This window comes from Nocardiopsis potens DSM 45234, assembly GCF_000341105.1.
GTDB classification, from domain to species: Bacteria; Actinomycetota; Actinomycetes; order Streptosporangiales; family Streptosporangiaceae; genus Nocardiopsis_A; species Nocardiopsis_A potens.
In genome coordinates this window covers 1-17,477 of the sequence record NZ_ANBB01000080.1, presented here as the reverse complement: position 1 = coordinate 17,477, position 17,477 = coordinate 1, and the positions used below count along the sequence as shown (strand labels likewise).

14 protein-coding genes and 1 pseudogene are annotated in these 17,477 nt (G+C 75.6%); 8 read left to right on the top strand and 7 right to left on the bottom strand.

What is annotated here, in order from left to right; all coding sequences use genetic code 11:
• Positions 1-92: 92 nt before the first annotated feature.
• From D459_RS0128005 to D459_RS0127995, 3 genes are all read right to left on the bottom strand, one after another.
• On the bottom strand, positions 93-1,715 hold the full coding sequence (locus D459_RS0128005) for a sensor histidine kinase (RefSeq protein WP_017596306.1): 1,623 nt from the start codon (positions 1,713-1,715) through the stop codon (positions 93-95).
• A 166-nt stretch (positions 1,716-1,881) separates the two neighbouring features.
• Positions 1,882-2,751 carry an AraC family transcriptional regulator gene (locus D459_RS0128000; protein ID WP_017596305.1) on the bottom strand — a complete coding sequence of 290 codons (870 nt, stop codon included), beginning with the start codon at positions 2,749-2,751 and terminating at the stop codon, positions 1,882-1,884.
• Between the two features lie 126 nt (positions 2,752-2,877).
• Entirely contained in the window at positions 2,878-4,134 is a 1,257-nt protein-coding gene (locus D459_RS0127995) for an aspartate aminotransferase family protein (protein ID WP_017596304.1), read from the bottom strand.
• A 175-nt stretch (positions 4,135-4,309) separates the two neighbouring features.
• Between D459_RS0127995 and D459_RS0127990 the strand changes: the two genes are divergently transcribed.
• The gene (locus tag D459_RS0127990) at positions 4,310-5,782 is read left to right on the top strand and encodes an NAD-dependent succinate-semialdehyde dehydrogenase (RefSeq protein ID WP_017596303.1); all 1,473 of its coding nucleotides are present in this window, start codon (positions 4,310-4,312) and stop codon (positions 5,780-5,782) included.
• 360 nt (positions 5,783-6,142) lie between these two features.
• Here D459_RS0127990 and D459_RS0127980 read toward each other — a convergent pair whose 3' ends face one another.
• From D459_RS0127980 to D459_RS0127965, 4 genes are all read right to left on the bottom strand, one after another.
• Positions 6,143-6,802 (bottom strand): GntR family transcriptional regulator, encoded by a 660-nt coding sequence (locus tag D459_RS0127980; RefSeq protein WP_026120822.1) that lies wholly within the window; start codon positions 6,800-6,802, stop codon positions 6,143-6,145.
• Between the two features lie 106 nt (positions 6,803-6,908).
• Positions 6,909-7,655 (bottom strand): maleate cis-trans isomerase family protein, encoded by a 747-nt coding sequence (locus D459_RS0127975; RefSeq protein WP_017596301.1) that lies wholly within the window; start codon positions 7,653-7,655, stop codon positions 6,909-6,911.
• A 38-nt stretch (positions 7,656-7,693) separates the two neighbouring features.
• Positions 7,694-8,596 carry a maleate cis-trans isomerase family protein gene (locus tag D459_RS0127970; RefSeq protein WP_017596300.1) on the bottom strand — a complete coding sequence of 301 codons (903 nt, stop codon included), beginning with the start codon at positions 8,594-8,596 and terminating at the stop codon, positions 7,694-7,696.
• 65 nt (positions 8,597-8,661) lie between these two features.
• Positions 8,662-9,144, bottom strand: a complete 483-nt coding sequence (locus D459_RS0127965; RefSeq protein ID WP_017596299.1) for a DUF3830 family protein — start codon at positions 9,142-9,144, stop codon at positions 8,662-8,664.
• 331 nt (positions 9,145-9,475) lie between these two features.
• Between D459_RS0127965 and D459_RS0127960 the strand changes: the two genes are divergently transcribed.
• From D459_RS0127960 to D459_RS33115, 7 genes and pseudogenes are all read left to right on the top strand, one after another.
• Positions 9,476-10,504, top strand: a complete 1,029-nt coding sequence (locus D459_RS0127960) for a D-2-hydroxyacid dehydrogenase (protein WP_017596298.1) — start codon at positions 9,476-9,478, stop codon at positions 10,502-10,504.
• A gap of 42 nt (positions 10,505-10,546) precedes the next feature.
• Complete coding sequence (locus D459_RS0127955; protein ID WP_017596297.1) at positions 10,547-11,995, top strand: amidase; 1,449 nt, start codon at positions 10,547-10,549, stop codon at positions 11,993-11,995.
• Positions 11,996-12,246: 251 nt separating this feature from the next.
• A complete protein-coding gene (locus D459_RS0127950) occupies positions 12,247-12,765 on the top strand; it encodes a toxin-antitoxin system HicB family antitoxin (protein ID WP_026120821.1) in 519 nt (172 codons plus the stop codon).
• Positions 12,766-12,890: 125 nt separating this feature from the next.
• On the top strand, positions 12,891-13,688 hold the full coding sequence (locus tag D459_RS0127945) for a DUF4097 family beta strand repeat-containing protein (protein ID WP_017596295.1): 798 nt from the start codon (positions 12,891-12,893) through the stop codon (positions 13,686-13,688).
• 22 nt (positions 13,689-13,710) lie between these two features.
• Positions 13,711-14,676, top strand: coding sequence for a daunorubicin resistance protein DrrA family ABC transporter ATP-binding protein (locus tag D459_RS0127940; RefSeq protein ID WP_017596294.1), 966 nt, complete (start codon positions 13,711-13,713; stop codon positions 14,674-14,676).
• Positions 14,673-15,464 (top strand): ABC transporter permease, encoded by a 792-nt coding sequence (locus D459_RS0127935; RefSeq protein WP_017596293.1) that lies wholly within the window; start codon positions 14,673-14,675, stop codon positions 15,462-15,464. The genes D459_RS0127940 and D459_RS0127935 overlap by 4 nt, the downstream gene beginning before the upstream one ends.
• 187 nt (positions 15,465-15,651) lie before the next feature.
• Positions 15,652-16,858: pseudogene (locus tag D459_RS33115) on the top strand (cytochrome P450).
• Positions 16,859-17,477 lie beyond the last annotated feature (619 nt).

Here is a 17,477-nt window from a genome sequence, read left to right as displayed (position 1 = left end):
CGGCCGGAGCAGCGCCGGCCGCCGAGCCGGCGACCCGCCGCGTACCCGGCGGCGGCAGGCCGCAGCGGTCCCCCGGCCTTCCGGGGCGGGTGTCACTCCCGCCGCGCGATGACGTCCTTGGCGGCCAGGCGGCCGTCGGCGAAGCAGAGGCGGTAGACCGGCGGCAGGCCGTTCTCCGCGGAGACCAGGTAGTAGGCGCAGGTGGAGCCGGGCGGGGCGGGCGGCTCGCCGGGGAGCGGACCGGGGTCGTAGTCGAACACCGGCAGCACCCGCTCGACGGACTCCCGGGCGTCGCCGGGGCGCAGCCGCTCGTAGTCCGCGCGGGCCAGCACGGTGTGCGCGCTGACGCCCCAGAGCAGCAGGAAGGCCAGGGCGGTGACGGCGCCGCCCAGGCCCAGCGGCAGCGCGACCGCGGCCGCCAGCCGGCGCCGGGCCCCGGCGCGGATCAGGGCGCGGTGCCGCGCCGCCCCGGTCGCCCCGGCGGGCTCCCCCGCCGCGCCCTCCCCGGGCTCCGCGGCGTCGGGGATCCGCGCCCGCACGGCGAATCCGCCTCCGCGCTCCGGGCCGGCCCGGAAGGAGCCGCCCATCCCCTCGACGAGGGCGCACAGCCCGGCCAGGCCGGAGCCGGTGCCGACGGCGGCCCGCCCGGCGGCGCCGCCGGGCGGGCCGCCGTCGGAGACCCGGACCTCGGTCGCGCCGCCCTCCCGGGCCACCCGTACCCGGACCCGCGCGCCGGGGGCGTACCGGGCGGCGTTGGTCAGCGCCTCCTGCACCACCCGGTGCACGGCGCGGCCGGCGGGCCCGGCGGGGGCGTCCGGCCCCTCGCGGACCAGCCGCACCGCCATCCCGGCCCCGGCGCAGCGGGACACCAGCGCGGCGACGTCCTCCTCCCCCTCCCCGGCGTCCGCCCCGGAGGGCCCGCCGTCCTCGCGCAGCACCCCGATGATCTCGCGCAGCCGCAGGGCGGCCCGGTGCGCGGAGGCGCGGAGGTCGGCCGCGGCGGTCCGCCGCTCCTCGGCTCCGGGGCCGGTCCCGGCCGTCATCTCCAGCGCGGCGGCGCCCACCCCGAGCAGGGCGAGTTCGTGCCCGAGCGAGTCGTGCATCTCGGCGGCGATGCGCGCCCGCTCGCGCAACCGGGCGTGCTCCCGGTCGGTTTCGCGGGCGCGCTCCAGCCGCTCGGCCAGCTCCCACCCGGCGGCGCGCAGCTCCGCCCGGCGCCGCTGGAACCGGCCCAGCAGCCACGGCGCCAGTACGGCGGCGACCACCGCGATCAGGCCGGACGCCCAGTCGGTGAGCCCCGTCAGCGCCGCCCGCAGGTCGCCGCCGCGCACCCACACCGAGCCGTAGACCGCCAGCATCGCCGACGGCACCCCGGCGACGAGCGCGACCACCGGTGCGGCGCGCTCGGACCGCCGCCCGGCCTCGAAGGCCAGCAGTACGCACGGGAGGGCGTAGGCGACCGGGAACGCCGCGGTGAGGCCGAGGACGGACGCGGCGCTCGCCGCCGCGGCGGGCACGGCGGCCGCCCAGAGCGCGGCGAACGGGTGCGCCCTGCGGACCGCGAACGCGGCGGCCAGCAGCGCGGCCGCGGCGGCGGTCTCGGCGCGCGGGTCGGCGCGCAGCCCGGCCAGTTCGGCGGCCAGGACCCCGGTGCACGCCGCCCACAGCGCGGCGTCGACCGCCCGCCCCCGCCACCGCGCCGCCTGCCCGCCCATGCCGCCAGCCTAGGGGCCCGGTCCCGGCGGGCGGCGGTCCGGACGGGGCAGGGGGCACCGCGGCCGTCCGCGCGGCCCGCTCCGGGGCGGGCGGCCCGGCGGCCGTGCCGCCGGGCGGGCCTTCCCGCCGGCGTGTGCGGCGCGGGGGTCCGGGGCCGGAGCGGGGCTACGCGCCGGTCCGCTCCACCGGCATCCACACCTCGCCGGTGGCGGTGTCCCCGTCGTACTCGGCCTTCACCATGGCCGGGCCCTGCCGGATCCGGTAGGCGGGGTTGGACGGGAACCACTCCGAGTAGGCGTACACCCAGATCCGCTGGACGCCCTCGGGGAAGCCCACCCGGTCGAACCGGAAGGCGACCCAGGGGCCGGCCGGGACGTCCAGGGCCTCCATCCCCTCGGGAACCTCGGCGGCCGAGGTGGCGGCCGCCTGGTAGTAGTCGACGTCGCTGCCCTCGCGCTGGTCGGGGTCGTGGGCGACGGTGACCGCCAGGCCGCCGTGCGGCTCCTGGTCGGACAGCTCCTCGATCCGCCGGTGCACGTCGGCGCCGAGGCCCTTGACGAACTCGGTCATGGGCCGGTTGACGCCCTCGTAGACCAGCGGGACCCGCGCCTTGGGGCCGATGAGGCGGAACGCGTCCTTCTCGACGATGCGGTAGCGCATTGCGGTGTTCCCTTCGACGGTGAGGTGGAAGGTCAGCCGCGACTGGGAGCCGAGCGCGGCGCCGGTGCGCCGGGCCTCGCCCGGACCGATCCCGTGCATGGCGCGGAACGCCCGGCCGAAGGCCTCGGCCGACCCGTAGCCGTAGCGGACCGCGATGTCGAGCAGGGTGCGCCTGCCCTCGATCACCTCGGCCCCGGCCAGGGTCAGCCGGCGCCGGCGCACGTACTCCGAGATCGGCATCCCGGACAGCGTCGAGAACATCCGCCGGAAGTGGTGCTCGGAGGTGAGCGCGGCGCGCGCCATGGCGGCCACGTCCACCGGCCCGCCCGGGTCCTCCTCGACCTGTTCGAGCGCCTCGTTCAGCCGGTCCAGCATCGCTGCCTCCCTCTTTCACCGTCCACGCTAGGAACGGGGCCCCCGCCCCGACCCGATGATCGCCGTTCGGCTCCGATCAGGCCGGGGCGCCCGTTCCCGCGCGGGGGCAGGGGGCGGGAGGACGGCTCAGGCATCCGCCTCCGCGAGGGCTCCGGACCAGATGGACAGGGCCTGGTCGACCTGGTCGGCGTCGACGATCAGCGGCGGGATCATCCGCACCACGTTGCCGTAGGGGCCGCAGGTCAGCAGGAGCAGCCCGGCGTCGACCGCGGCCTTGTGCGCGCGGGCGGCGGTGTCGGCGTCCGGGGTGCCGTCCGGGGCGGTGAACTCGGTGGCGGCCATCAGGCCCAGGCCGCGGACGTCGGCGGCGCGCTGGTGCTTCTCGGCCGCCTCGGCCAGGCCGGTGAGCAGCCGCTCGCCCATCCGGGCGGCGTTCTCCACCAGGCCCTCCTCCCGGATGACGTCGAGGGTGGCCAGGGCGGCGGCGCAGGAGACCGCGTTGCCGCCGTAGGTGCCGCCCTGCGAGCCGGGCCAGGCCTTCTCCATCAGCGCGTGCGGCGCGGCGATGGCCGACAGCGGAAAGCCGCTGGCCAGGCCCTTCGCGGTGATGACGATGTCGGGGCGGACGCCGGCGTGGTCGATGCCCCAGAACCGGCCGGTGCGGCCGAACCCGGTCTGCACCTCGTCGGCGACGAGCAGGATGCCGTGCGCGTCGGCGCGCTCCCGCAGCCCGGCCAGGAAGGACGGCGGGACCGGCACGTACCCGCCCTCGCCGAGCACCGGCTCGATGAAGAAGGCCGCGGTGTCCTTGGGCGAGGAGACCGAGGCCAGCAGCAGGTCCAGCTCGCGCAGGGCGAAGGCGGAGGCCTCCTCCTCGGTCATGCCGAGCCGGTAGGCGTAGGGGAAGGGGGCGACCGCGACGCCCGGCATCAGCGGCCCGATCCCGGCCCGGATCTTCACCCCGGAGGTGGTCAGCGAGGCGGCGCCCATGGTGCGGCCGTGGAAGGAGCCCTGGAACACGATCGCGTTCTGCCGGCCTGTGGCCTGCCGGGCCAGCCGCAGCGCGGCCTCCACCGCCTCGCTGCCGGAGTTGACGTAGAAGAGCCGGTCCAGCCCTTCGGGCAGCACCTCGCCGAGCCGCTCGGTGAGTCGGAGCAGCGGCCGGTGCATCACCGTGGTGTACTGCCCGTGGATCAGGGTGGCGACCTGCCGCTGCGCGGCCTCCACCACCTTGGGGTGGCAGTGGCCGGTGCTGGTGACGCCGATCCCGGCGGTGAAGTCGAGGTAGCGGCGGCCGTCCTCGTCGTAGAGGTGGACGCCCTCGCCCCGGGCGGCGGTGACCGGAGTGGCCTGCTTCAGTACGGGGGACAGCTCGGCGGTCATGCGCAGGACCTCTTCCGTAGGATTGTTGACAATCGACGGCGCTATGGAATCATCCGCCTGGGGTGCTGTCCAGGGCGCCCGCCCCGTGTCCCGCCCGCTCCCCGGGCGGCCGACCGGTGCGGCGGCCGGGCAGGCGCGCCCCTGACGAGCAGGGCGGAAGAGCGGAGGAGAGGCCATGTCCGAGGCGATCGACGAGGCCAAGGTCGTCGAACAGGTGGACAAGCGGCTCTTCATCGGCGGCCACCGGCGGGACGCGGCCGCCGGGGGGACGTTCAAGGTGGAGGACCCCTCCACCGGGTCGGTGCTGTGCGAGGTGGCCGACGCCGGGCGGGAGGACGGCTTCGCCGCGCTGGACGCGGCGGTCGCGGCGCAGTCCTCCTGGGCGGCGACCGCCCCCCGGGAGCGCGGCGAGGTGCTGCGCCGCGCCTACGAGCTGATGATGCTGCGCCAGGAGGAACTGGCCCTGCTGATGACCCTGGAGATGGGCAAGCCGCTGCCGGAGGCGCGCGGCGAGGTGGGCTACGCCGCGGAGTTCTTCCGCTGGTTCGCCGAGGAGGCGGTGCGCATCTCCGGCGGGTTCTCCACCTCGCCCGACGGCAAGGCGCGGTTCATGGTGATGCGCCAGCCGGTCGGCCCGTGCATGCTCATCACCCCGTGGAACTTCCCGCTGGCGATGGGCACCCGCAAGATCGGCCCGGCGGTCGCCGCGGGCTGCACCATGCTGGTCAAGCCGGCCCAGCAGACCCCGCTGAGCATGCTCGCCCTGGCCGACGTGCTGCGCGAGGCGGGCCTGCCCGAGGGCGTGCTGAGCGTGCTGCCCACCACCGACCCGGGCGGGCTGACCGAGCCGCTGCTGCGCGACGGCCGGATCCGCAAGGTGTCGTTCACCGGCTCCACCGCGGTCGGCAGGAGGCTGCTGGAGCAGAGCGCCGAGCAGGTGCTGCGCACCTCCATGGAGCTCGGCGGCAACGCGCCGTTCCTGGTCTTCGACGACGCCGATCTGGACGCGGCGGTCGAGGGCGCGATGCAGGCCAAGATGCGCAACATCGGTGAGGCGTGCACCGCGGCCAACCGGATCTACGTGCAGTCCGGGGTGGCCGAGGAGTTCTCCGCCCGGCTCAGCGAGCGGATGGGGGCGCTGCGGCTGGGCCGCGGCACCGAGGACGGCGTGCAGGTCGGCCCGCTGATCGACGCCAAGGCCCGGGAGAAGGTGCAGGGCCTGGTGGACGACGCGGTGCAGCGCGGCGCCCGGGTGCTGGTGGGCGGCTCCGCCGCGGAGGGGCCGGGGTACTTCTACCCGCCCACGGTGCTGGCCGGGGTGGCGCAGGAGAGCCGGCTCTCCGACACCGAGATCTTCGGCCCGGTGGCGCCGGTCATCCCGTTCGACACCGAGGAGGAGGCCCTGGAGGCCGCCAACGCCACCGAGTACGGCCTGGTCAGCTACTTGTTCACGCAGGACGTGACGCGCGCGTTCCGGGTCGCCGAGGCGCTGGAGACCGGCATGGTCGGCCTGAACCAGGGCATCGTCTCCAACCCGGCCGCCCCGTTCGGCGGGGTCAAGCACTCCGGCCTGGGCCGCGAGGGCGGCACGGTCGGCATCGAGGAGTTCCTGGAGATCAAGTACGTGGGCATCGGCGGCCTGGGCTGAGGCCGGGGCGGGCGTCCGCGGTCCGGCCGGGGCCGCTGCGGCCCCGGCCGGACCGTCCGGCGGGAGGAGAACACATGGCCGCCGACACCCACGACACCGTCGGCCACCTGGTCGAGATCATCGACGAACTCATAGGCCGCGCCCGGGGAACGGCACCGTGACCGAGGCGGAAGCGGTCCAGGTGGAGCGTGAGGTGAAGGCCGCCGTCACCGGTGACCCGTCGCCGCTCTTCCCCGATGCGGCGGGGTGGCCGCCCGAGCCCCTTCCGGGAGCGGGCCGTGCCCGTGTGCGGTTCCGTTCTCCCCGTCGGCCGGTTCCTCCCGGGCAGGGGGACGGGCCGCGGGGAGCGCGGAGCCGGGGTCAGCCGCCGTTGATCCGGGCCACGGTGTCCATCATGTGCGAGCGGATCAGCCGGAGCAGCAGCTCCTCGTCGCCCTCGGTGATGGCGTCCAGGATCCGCTGGTGCTCCTCGACCAGTTCGGACGGCTCCGGGTAGACGTCCTGCATCACGGTGAGGCACATCCGGGTCTCCACCAGCAGGGTCTGCGCCATCCGCTCCAGCCGGGTGTTGCCCGAGCAGGAGACCAGGGTCTGGTGGAAGGCCTGGTCGGCGTCGCTCATCGCGTCCCGGTCCGCGGTGGCCGCGGCGTCCACCAGCGCCTCCAGGGCGGCGGTGAGCCGGGCCACCGCCTCGCCCCGGTTGCCGTCCATGATGAGCTCGCAGGCGGTGCGCTCCACGGCCAGCCGCGCGGTGTAGACGTCCCGGACGTCCTCGGGGGCGAGGTCCCGGACGAACAGTCCGCGGTGCCGTTCGCTGCGCAGCAGCCCCTCCTGGACCAGGCGCTGCATCGCCTCGCGGAGCGGGCCGCGGCTCACGCCGAGCCTGCCGGCCAGCTCGGTCTCGCCGAGCTGGTCCCCGGGGGCCAGCGAGCCGTACATGATCGCCTCCCGGAGCTGGTCGGCGATCAGCTCCGAGGTGGACCGCCGCGGCACCGGGTGGAGTTGTCCTGGGGACGTCATCTGCTCGTTCGGGGCGCCGGCCGGGCCGTCCGGCCGGACGGCCGCCCCGTCCTCCTCTCGCATGGCGCGGGCGGGCCGTGCGGCCCGCCCGTCTCGTTCGGGCACCCTATGCGGGGTGCGGTGCGGTCCCTGCCGGGGCCGGGGTCCGGAACAGGGTGCCCAGCCCGTCCCGGGGGCCGGTGTCCCCGGCCAGCCGCAGCCCCTGCCAGACGCTGACCTGGTTGGCGGTGAGCACCGGCTTGCCGACCCGGCGCTCCAGGTCGTCCAGGATCGCCGCGCTGTGCAGCGCGGTGTCGGGCACCAGCACCGCGTCGGCGCCGGCGTGGTCGGCGGAGGCGACCCAGTCCAGCACGTCGGCGGCGGCCAGGGTGCCCACCTCGGCCGCGGTGACGATGCCGCGGCCGGTCCAGGAGGCCACCCCGATCCCGGCGTGCGCCAGGAAGCCGGCGAACCGGGAGGCCACGTCCTCAGGGTAGGTGGCGGCCACCGCGACCCGCTCCGCGCCCAGGTGCCGGACCGCGTCGACGAACGCGAACGAGGTGCTGGAGGCGGGCACGCCGGCCTCGGCGGCCACCCCGGCCGCCTGCTCGGCCGCGCCCTCCCAGCCGAACACGAAGCTGCCGCTGGTGCAGGCCCACACGGCCGCGTCCACGCCGAGCGCGCGCAGCTCGCGCGCGCCCTCGGCGAGCACGTCGGCGCCGCCGACGTCGAGCAGGGCGTCCACCCGGTGCGCGTCCTCGCGCATCAGGGTGTGCACCAGGTGCAGTTCGGTGCCGGGGCCGAGCCGCTCGGCGAAGGCCGGGTAGTCGTCCTCGGCGCTGTACCCGGGGTAGAGGAATCCCGCGCTGGTCATCGGGGGCGAACCGCCTTTCTTCGGGGTGCGGGACGGGGTCAGGCCGCGGGGGCGCGGTGGGCGGTGGTGTCGAGCAGGTGCTGTCCGGTGCCGACCGCGCGGCGGCCGATCGCCGACAGCGCCGCCCACATGGTGACCTGGTTGGCGGCCAGCACCGGTTTGCCCAGCATCCGCTCCAGCGGCGCGATGATGTCGTAGGTCAGCACGTTGGTGCAGCTGATGAAGACGGCCTCGGCGTCGGGCCGGTCGGCCTCGCGCACCGCGTGGACCACCTCGGAGTAGCCCACCTGCCAGATGTGGTCGAGCAGGCCCAGGCCGACGCTGGAGGTGGTCTGCACGGAGTGCTCGTCCAGGTAGGCCAGCAGCCGGTCGGTGACGCTGTCCACGTAGGGGGTGACCACCGCGATCCGGCGCAGCCGGAGCGCCTCCAGGGCCTGGATGAGCGCGCCGGAGGTGGTGACCGCGGCGGGGGCGCCCGCGTCCAGGATGGCCCGGTGCAGCCGCCGCTGCCCCTCGGCGCCGTGCACGAAGCTGCCCGAGGCGCAGGCGTACCCGACGACCAGCGGCTCGGGCGCGAGCAGGTCGCGGGTGGCGCGCGCGGCGCCGTCCCCGTCGCTCAGCGCCGACGCCTGGTCGACGGTCACCGGGACCGGCACGAACGGCAGCCGGGTGACGTAGAGCGAGATGTCGTCGGGGGCCCAGCGCCACAGCTCGCGGTCGAGGGCGAAGTCGTAGGGCGCGATCACGCCCACCCCGGACTGCCAGGGCGTCTGCGTGAGGGCGGAGATCTCCACCAGCCCTTCGGCGACCCGCTGGTCGGGGAGGAGCCCGGGCTCGCCGAGGAGCTCCATCGTCGCGGCGGTCTCCTGCTCGGGACGGACCCGCTCGCCGCTCCCGCCGTCACCCGATGCCGGAGAACCCGGGGTGTGTTCGGTCCGCATTGGTCACTCACCTCCTTCTGTGCGTTCCACTTCAACGGTGTTCCTCGCTGGACCGCGCGCCGCGGTCAGTCCTCGATCCGGCGGTAGACCAGGCGCTCGCCGACCGAGCCGGAGCGCCACACGTCGTGGCAGGCCTCGGCCATCCGGTCGAGCCCTTCGACGATGCCGCCGTAGACGTTGCCGGGCACCCAGCCCACGTCGCCGTTGAGCAGCAGGTTGTTCCGGCCGTAGAAGATCGCCAGGTCGATCACGCCGGGCAGGTGGCCGACCCCCTTGTCCTCCTTGAACCGGCGGTCCAGCATGCCGCCGTCGAAGGAGAAGTAGACGACGTCGCCGGGGATCGGGGTGACCGTGGGGTTCTCCAGGCCCGGCTCCTCCGCGGCGAACCGGGGGACCATGGTGTAGACCTCGTTGCGCGCGTACTTGGCGTGCTGGACGTCGCCGGCCTGCGGCAGCGCGCGCCAGACCGCCTCGCAGGTGCGCGGGGCGTCCTTGTCGTAGAGCTCGGCGACGCACTCGACGCCGCGCTTCTCCAGGGAGATGGACATGTACCTGGGCATCGTCGAAGGCCCTTCCGACGCTGGGCTGGGGTCGTGGGATACGGCGGAGCCGTGCGGGGGATCGCTCGCTATGCGGCCGCTGGGGCGATGGCACCGCGGAGCCGTGCCATCCGCGGATTGTTGACAATCTTACGATCGCGGTGCCGGAGGCGGCAACGGCGACACCGGCCCCGATCCCGGCCGCGCCCCCGGAGCGCCGCCGACATCGCAGTTCACGGCCGATTGCGGATTGTTGACAATCCACCGTGCGGGTCCCTAGCGTTTCAACCGCCCGGCGGAGCACCGCCGCGGCCCGCACCGCCGATCCGGAGCCGCCTTCGTGACCACCGGAACCCCGTCCCCGTCCAGCGGAGCCCCCTCGGCGCCGCGCCTCGTCGTGCTGCACGGCGGCGAGCTGCCGCCCGGCCGCGAGCGGATCGACGGCCGCCCCGGCCTCGCCGCGGTCGACTACGCCACCGCCGACACCCTCGGCGACGCCCTGCCCGGCGCCCGGGTGCTGCTGGTGTGGGACCTGTTCACCGAGGCGCTCACCGCGGCCTGGCCCAAGGCCGACGCGCTGGAGTGGGTGCACGCCGCCACCACCGGGGTGGACAACCTGATGTTCCCCGGCCTGGTGGAGAGCGGCACCACCGTCACCAACTCGCGCGGCGTCTTCGACCGGCCCATCGCCGAGACCGTGCTGGGCTTCGTCGTCTCCTTCGCCAAGGGCCTGCACATCACCCGCGACCTGCAGCGCGAGCGCACCTGGAAGTGGCGCGAGACCGAGCCGGTCGCCGGGCGGCACGCGCTGGTCATCGGCACCGGCGGGATCGGGCGGGCCATCGCCCGGCTGCTCTCCGCCGCCGGGATGACCGTGGAGGGCGCGGGCCGCACCCCGCGCACCGGCGACCCGGACTTCGGCACCGTGGTCGAGGCCTCGCTGGAGGTCCCCGGCGCCGGGCTGCACGAGGCGCTGCCGCGCGCCGACTACGTGATCGCCGCCGCGCCGCTCACCCCGGCCACCCGCGGGCTGATCGGGGCGGAGGCGCTGGGCCGGATGCGCCCCACCGCCCGGCTGGTCAACGTCGGCCGCGGCCCCACCGTGGTCGAGGAGGACCTGGTCCGCGCGCTGCGCTCGGGCGCCGTGGCCGGCGCCGCGCTGGACGTGTTCGCCGCCGAGCCGCTGCCGCCGGACTCCCCGCTGTGGTCGATGCCGCAGGTCATCGTCTCGCCGCACATGTCCGGCGACGTCGAGGGGTGGAAGGACGAGCTGGTCCGGCTCTTCCTGGACGAGCTCGGCCGCTACCTCGCCGGCGAGCCGCTGCGCAACGTCGTGGACAAGCGGCGGGGCTACCCCGCCGGGCACTGAACCCGCACCGCGCGGGCCGTCACGAGGAGAGAGGTCGCACCGATGACGATCGGATCGGAACGGGACCGCGCCGCGGCCGTCCCCGCCCAGGGCGGGCCCGCCTCGCCCGCCGAGCTGCCCGCCACCGAGCTGCTCGCCAGATACGCCTCGGGCGCGCTGTCCCCGGTGGAGGCGGTGGAGTCGGTGCTGGCCCGGATCGACAGGGAGAACCCGGCGCTGAACGCGTTCTGCCAGGTGTGGCCGGACGAGGCGCGCGCGGCGGCGAAGGCCTCGGCCGAGCGGTGGCGGCGCGGGGAGCCGGCCGGCCCGCTGGACGGGGTGCCGGTCTCGATCAAGGACATCATGCTCACCGAGGGCCACCCCACGCTGCGCGGCTCGGCCACCGCCGACCCGGACCGGGAGTGGTCGGAGGACTCCCCGGTGGTGGCCCGGCTGCGCGAGGCCGGCTCGGTGTTCACCGGCAAGACCACCACCCCGGAGATCGCCTGGAAGGGCGTCACGGACAGCCCGCTCACCGGCGTCACCCGCAACCCGTGGGACCTCTCGGCCACCCCGGGCGGGTCCAGCGGCGGCGCGTCGGCCGCGGTCGCGGCGGGGATGGGGCCGCTGGCCACCGGCACCGACGGCGGCGGCTCGGTGCGCATCCCGGCCTCGTTCACCGGGGTCTTCGCGCTCAAGCCGACCTGGGGGCTGGTCCCGCACTACCCGGCGAGCGCGTTCGGCTCGCTGGCGCACTCCGGCCCGATCACCCGCACGGTGGCCGACGCCGCGCTGATGATGGACGTGATCACCGGCCCGGACCCGCGGGACTGGGGCGCGCTGGCCCCGCCCGCCGCCCCGTTCTCCGCGGCGCTGGGCGAGCGGGGCGTGCGCGGCCTGCGGATCGCCTACAGCCCCGCGCTGTGGGGGCTGGACGTCGACCCGGAGGTGGCCGCGTCGGTGGAGGCCGCCGTCGGCGCCTTCACCGAGCTCGGCGCGGAGGTGGTGCGCGCCGACCCGCCGCTGTCCGACTGCCGGCGGGACTTCCACGTGCTCTGGTTCAGCGGCGCCGCCAAGGCGATGGAGAACGTCCCCGAGGAGCGCCGGCACCTGATCGACCCGGGGCTGCGCGAGATCATCGCGGAGGGCCTGTCCTACTCGGCGCAGGACTACCTGACCGCCACCGCGACCCGGATGGCGCTGGGCGAGCGGATGGGCCGCTTCCACCGGGAGTACGACCTGCTGCTCACCCCGGCCATGCCGATCACCGCGTTCGAGGCGGGCCGCGAGGTCCCGCCGGACTGGCCCGACCCGCGCTGGACGTCCTGGGCGGGGTTCAGCTACCCGTTCAACATGACCTCGCAGCCGGCGGCCAGCGTCCCGTGCGGGTTCTCCTCCGCCGGCCTCCCGATCGGCCTGCAGATCGTCGGCCCGCGCCACTCCGACGCCCTGGTCCTCGCCGCGGCGCACGCCTTCGAGCGGGCCCGCCCGTGGGCGCACCTCTGGCCCTAGAGGGCGGAGGCCGGGGCGCCTGAGGGGAGGGACGCGGAGGAGGGGACCGCGTCCCTCCCCTTTTTCGCCGCCCCGATGGTCTCGGCGCCGCGGCCCTGCCGGAGCGTTCCGGCAGGGCCGCGGCGCCGAGACCATCGGCTTCGGGGCGGGCGCCCGGCCGCACCCGGCCGGATGCCGCGGATCCGGGGAGTGGCGTCATCGTCGACCCGGAGGGCTTGACTTGACGCCACTAATGACGCCATCATGACGTCATGGACTTGATGCCGTACGTCGACGAACTCCGCCGCCAGCTCCTGGCGGCCGCCGAAGCCGGGGACGAGGAGACCCGGGTCATCGCCGAGCGCCTCGGCACCGCCCTCGAACCCGCCTCCCGGCTCGCCCTGCTGGACGCCCTGTCCGCCGCCGCCGACGAGATCACCCGGGACCTCGCCCCCGGCTCGGTCGAGGTGCGGCTGCGCGGGCGGCAGACCGACTTCATCGTGACGTCACCCGACTTCGGCGACGCCCCCGATGACGGCATCGCGACGCCACCCCCGCCGCCGGAGGAGGCCGCCCCCCGGCCCGAGGCCGAGGAGGGCGGCACCTCGCGGATCACCCTCCGCCTGCCCGACCGGCTCAAGCCGCGGGTCGAGGAGGCGGCCCGGGCCGAGGGGCTCTCGGTCAACGCCTGGCTGGTGCGCGCGGTGTCCGGGGCGGTCGAGGGCGGCCGGCGCCGCCCCGAGCCCCGCACCCACCAGGTCGGGCGCGGCTACACCGGCTGGGTCCGCTGACCGCCCGCCGCACCGGCCGGGCCCGCTGACCACCTGCCGGGGCCGCCGGCCGGCCCCGGCACACCTCTTCCAGTACGTCTCCGACCAGCGGAGACGCTCACCACCGCCACTTCCTGGAGACAGCCATGCCGAATTTCGGCACCCCCGAGCCCATCACCGTCGACCTCACCCTGGTCGCCGGAACCGTGCAGATCAGCGCCGGCGACCGGACCGAGACCACCGTCGAGGTCCGCCCGCGCGACGAGTCCAAGGACAGCGACGTGCGCGCCGCCGAGCAGGTCGAGGTCGCCTACGCCGGCGGCCGCCTCGAAGTGCGCGACCCCCAGCCCTCCGGCCTGGGCCGGGTGGTCGGCCGCAAGGGCATGGTCGACATCACCGTCGAGCTGCCCGCGGGCTCGCGCCTCAAGGCCGCGGGCGGTTTCGGCACCATCCGCTGCGACGGGCGCCTGGGCGCCGCCGAGATCTCCCTGTCCAACGGCAACATCGCGGTGGACATCATCGCCGGGAACGCCGAGCTCACCACCGGGTACGGCTGGGTCCGGGCGGGGGAGATCCGCGGCTCCGCCACCGTCAAGTCCTCCGGCGGGGCCCTCACCCTCGGCACGGTGACCGGGGACCTCAAGGCGAACTCCGCGCACGGCGACATCACCGCCGACCGGACCCCGGCCTCCGTCACCGCGCGCACCACCCACGGCGGCATCCGGCTCGGCCGGGTCTCCGCCGGCCGCATCGACGTGGAGACCTCCTACGGCGAAATGGAGATCGGCGTCCGCGAGGGCACCGCCGCCTGGCTGGACGCGGTGTCCAAGAAGGGCGTCGTGCGCAGCTCGCTGGAGGCCGCCGCCGAGCCCGGGCCCGCCGAGGAGACCGTCGAGGTCCGCGCCCGCAGCGTCCACGGCGACATCACGGTCCGCCGCGCCTGACCGGAGAGACGGAGACACGGACATGCCACGGAACACCCCCCGCCCCGCCGTCTCGGTCGAGGGCCTCCGCAAGTCCTACCGGGACCAGACCGTGCTGGACGGCGTCGACCTGGAGATCCCGGCGGGAACGATCTTCTCGCTGCTCGGACCGAACGGCGCCGGCAAGACCACCATGGTGAAGATCCTGTCCACCCTGATCCGCGCGGACGGCGGCCGGGCCCGGATCTTCGGGCACGACCTGGCCGCCGACCCGGACGCGGTGCGCGCCGCGATCGGCGTCACCGGGCAGTACTCGGCGGTGGACGGCCTGCTCACCGGGCAGGAGAACCTGATGCTCATGGCGGGGCTGCACCGCCTGCGCGGCGCCGCCGCCCGCCGCCGCACCGCCGGCCTGCTGGAGCGGTTCGACCTGGCCGACGCGGCGAAGAAGCCCGCCGCCGCCTACTCCGGGGGCATGCGCCGCCGGCTCGACCTGGCGATGACCCTGGTGGGCGAGCCGCGGCTGATCTTCCTGGACGAGCCGACCACCGGACTGGACCCGCGCAGCCGCCGGGACATGTGGCAGATCATCCGCGACCTCGTGGCCGACGGCGCCACGGTCTTCCTCACCACGCAGTACCTGGAGGAGGCCGACCGGCTCGCGGACCGGATCGCGGTCCTGGACCGCGGCACGATCGTGGCCGAGGGCACCGCCGCCGAGCTCAAGCGCCGGGTCCCCGGCGGCCACGTCCTGCTCCGCTTCGCCGAGGCCGGCGCGCTGGCGTCCGCGGCCGAGAAGCTGGGCGGCGAGACCGACCCCGAGTCGCTCGCGCTCAAGGTCCCCGGAGGGGGAGGGGTCGCGTCCCTGCGCGACCTGCTGGACCGCCTCGACACCGCGTCGATCGCCCCGGAGGAGCTGTCGGTGCACACGCCCGCCCTCGACGACGTCTTTCTCGCGCTCACCGGGAACCGGGGCGCGAACGGCCACGCACGGAAGGCGAACCGATGACCGCCCTCTCCCACGCCGCCGGCGACTCCGCCACCATGGTGGCCCGCCAGCTCCGGCACATGCTCCGCTACCCGTCCATGACCCTGCTGCTGGCGGGGATGCCGGTCCTGTTCCTGCTGCTGTTCGTGTACGTCTTCGGCGGCGCCATGGGCGCCGGGGCGGGCGGGGCCGCCGCCGCCCGCGCCGACTACCTCGACTACATCGCCCCTGGGGTCCTGCTGATCACGGTGGCCAGCGCGGCCCAGGGGACGGCCATCTCGGTGGCCATGGACATGGCCGAGGGCATCGTCGCCCGGTTCCGCACCATGGACATCGCCCGGGTGTCGGTGCTGACCGGCCACGTCGTCGGGAGCCTGATCCAGGCGATGCTGATCACCGCCCTGGTCACCGCGGTGGCGCTGCTGATCGGGTTCCGGCCGACGGCCGGCCCGGCGGAGTGGCTCGCCGCCATCGGCCTGCTGGCGCTGGCCTCCTACGCCCTGACCTGGCTGTCGGTGGCGCTGGGCCTGGTCTCCAAGAGCGTCGAGACGGCGAGCAACCTGCCCATGCCGCTGGTCTTCCTGCCCTTCCTGGGCAGCGGCTTCGTCCCGACCGAGACGCTGCCGGCCGGGCTGCGCTGGTTCGTCGAGTACCAGCCCTTCACCCCGCTCACCGAGACGCTGCGCGCGCTGCTGACCGGCGGCGGGGCCGGCGACTCCTGGACCGCCGCGGTCGCCTGGTGCGCCGGCATCACCCTGGTCTCCTACGTCTGGGCCAAGCGGCTGTACAACCGCGCCCCGTCGGCCTAGCCCCTCCCCCGGCCCCGGCCCCGGCCCGCGGACGGCCGCCGGTGCCCGCCGGGCGCCCTCCCGGCGCACGGCCCCGCACCGGCGGCCTCCTTCCCCCTCCCCCGCTCGGGCGGCCCGCTCCCGCGGACCCGCCGCCCCCTCCCCCGGTCAGCACCCGATACGCACCACCGCGAAACGAGGAACGGCCATGAGCGAGACCCTCCACACCGTCACCGCGATGCCCGCGGCGCGCCGGCCCGGCTGCCCCTTCGACCCCCCCGGCGGAGCTGGTCGAGGCCCGCGAGCACGGCCCGATCAGCCGCTACACCTTCCCCGGCGGCCGAACCGGCTGGCTGGTCACCGGGTACGAACTGGTCAGGTCGGTCCTGGCCGACCCGCGGTTCAGCTCGCGCAAGGAGCTCATGCTCCACCCGACCATCGACGTCACCGGCATGGAGATCCCCCCGGCCGCGCCCGGGGAGTTCCTCCTGACGGACGATCCGCTGCACAGGCGGTACCGGAAACCGCTCGCGGGCCGGTTCACCGCCCGGCGGATGCGGATGCTCACCGAGCGGATCGAGCAGATCACCGCCGAGCACCTGGACGCCATGGAGCAGGCCGGGCCGCCGGCGGACCTGGTGACCGCGTTCGCCCGACCCATCCCCTCCATCGTGATCTGCGAACTGCTCGGGGTGCCCTACGGGGACCGCGACGTCTTCCAGGCGAACGTCGAGTCGTTCGTCGACGGGGAGACCGGCGACGAGGAGCTGATGGCGGCCTACACCGCGACCCAGGAGTACCTCGCCGAGCTGGTGGCCGCCAAGCGCGCGAACCCCACCGACGACATCCTCAGCGACCTCACCGACGGCGACTTCACCGACGAGGAGCTGAAGGGGATGGGCCTGCTCCTGCTGGGGGCCGGGTTCGACACCACCGCGAACATGCTGGCGCTGGGCACCTTCGCGCTGCTTCGCCACCCGGCGCAGCTCGCCGCGCTGCGCGCCGACCCCGGCCTCGCCGACGGGGCGGTGGAGGAGCTGCTGCGCTACCTGTCCGTGGCCAAGACGTTCTCCCGGGCGGCGCTGGAGGACGTCGAGCTGGGCGGGCGGACCATCGAGGCCGGCAGCACGGTGATCCTCTCCTACCACACCGCCAACCGCGACCCCGAGCGCTTCACCGACCCCCACGTGCTCGACGTCCGCCGCCGGGCCGAGGGGCATCTGGCCTTCGGCCACGGCATGCACCTCTGCCTGGGGGCGCAGCTGGCCCGGGTCGAGATGCGGGTGGCGCTGCCCGCGCTGCTCGCCCGCTTCCCCGCGCTGCGCCTGGCCGTCCCGGCCGACGAGGTCCCCCTCCGCCCGGAGACCGCGGACATCTACGGGGCGAAGAGCCTCCCGGTCACCTGGGACGCCTGACCACCGGCCGCCGCCGGCCGCTGCCGGCCGCCCGTCGGGGCCCGTCGGGGCCCGCCGGCGGACGGAGCCCGGCGGCGGGCGCCTCTCCCCCCGATGATCTCGACGTCGCGGCCCCTTCAGAGCGGGTGGTCTCCAACGTCCGTTGCAACACCGAACATCAGAGGGCACGAGGGGACCGGCCGGCCGGTCCGGCGCGGCGCCCCACGGGGTGACGGTTCAGACCGGCGGCGACGGCAACGGCAGAGGCGGGACGGAGGCGGTCACCCGGGCGCGGCGCCTCGCGGAGCGAAGGTTCAAGCGGGCGGCGAGGGAAGCAGCGGGGACCGGCCGGCCGGTTTGGCGCGGCGCCCCGCGAAGCGAAGGTCAAGACGGGCAGCGACGGCAACGGCAGGGACGGGGCGAGGGTGATCGCCCGAGCGCGGCACCCCACAGAGCGAAGGTCAAGACGGGCAGCGAAGGCGGCAGTGGGGGACCGGCTGGTCGGTCGGGCGCGGCGCCCCGCAGGGCGGAGGTCCAAGCAGCGGCGACGGCGCCGGTAGGGGCGGGGCGAGGGTGATCGCCCGGGCGCGGCGCCCCACGGGGTCGGGGTTCAAGCGGGCGGCGAGGGCGACAGTGGGAA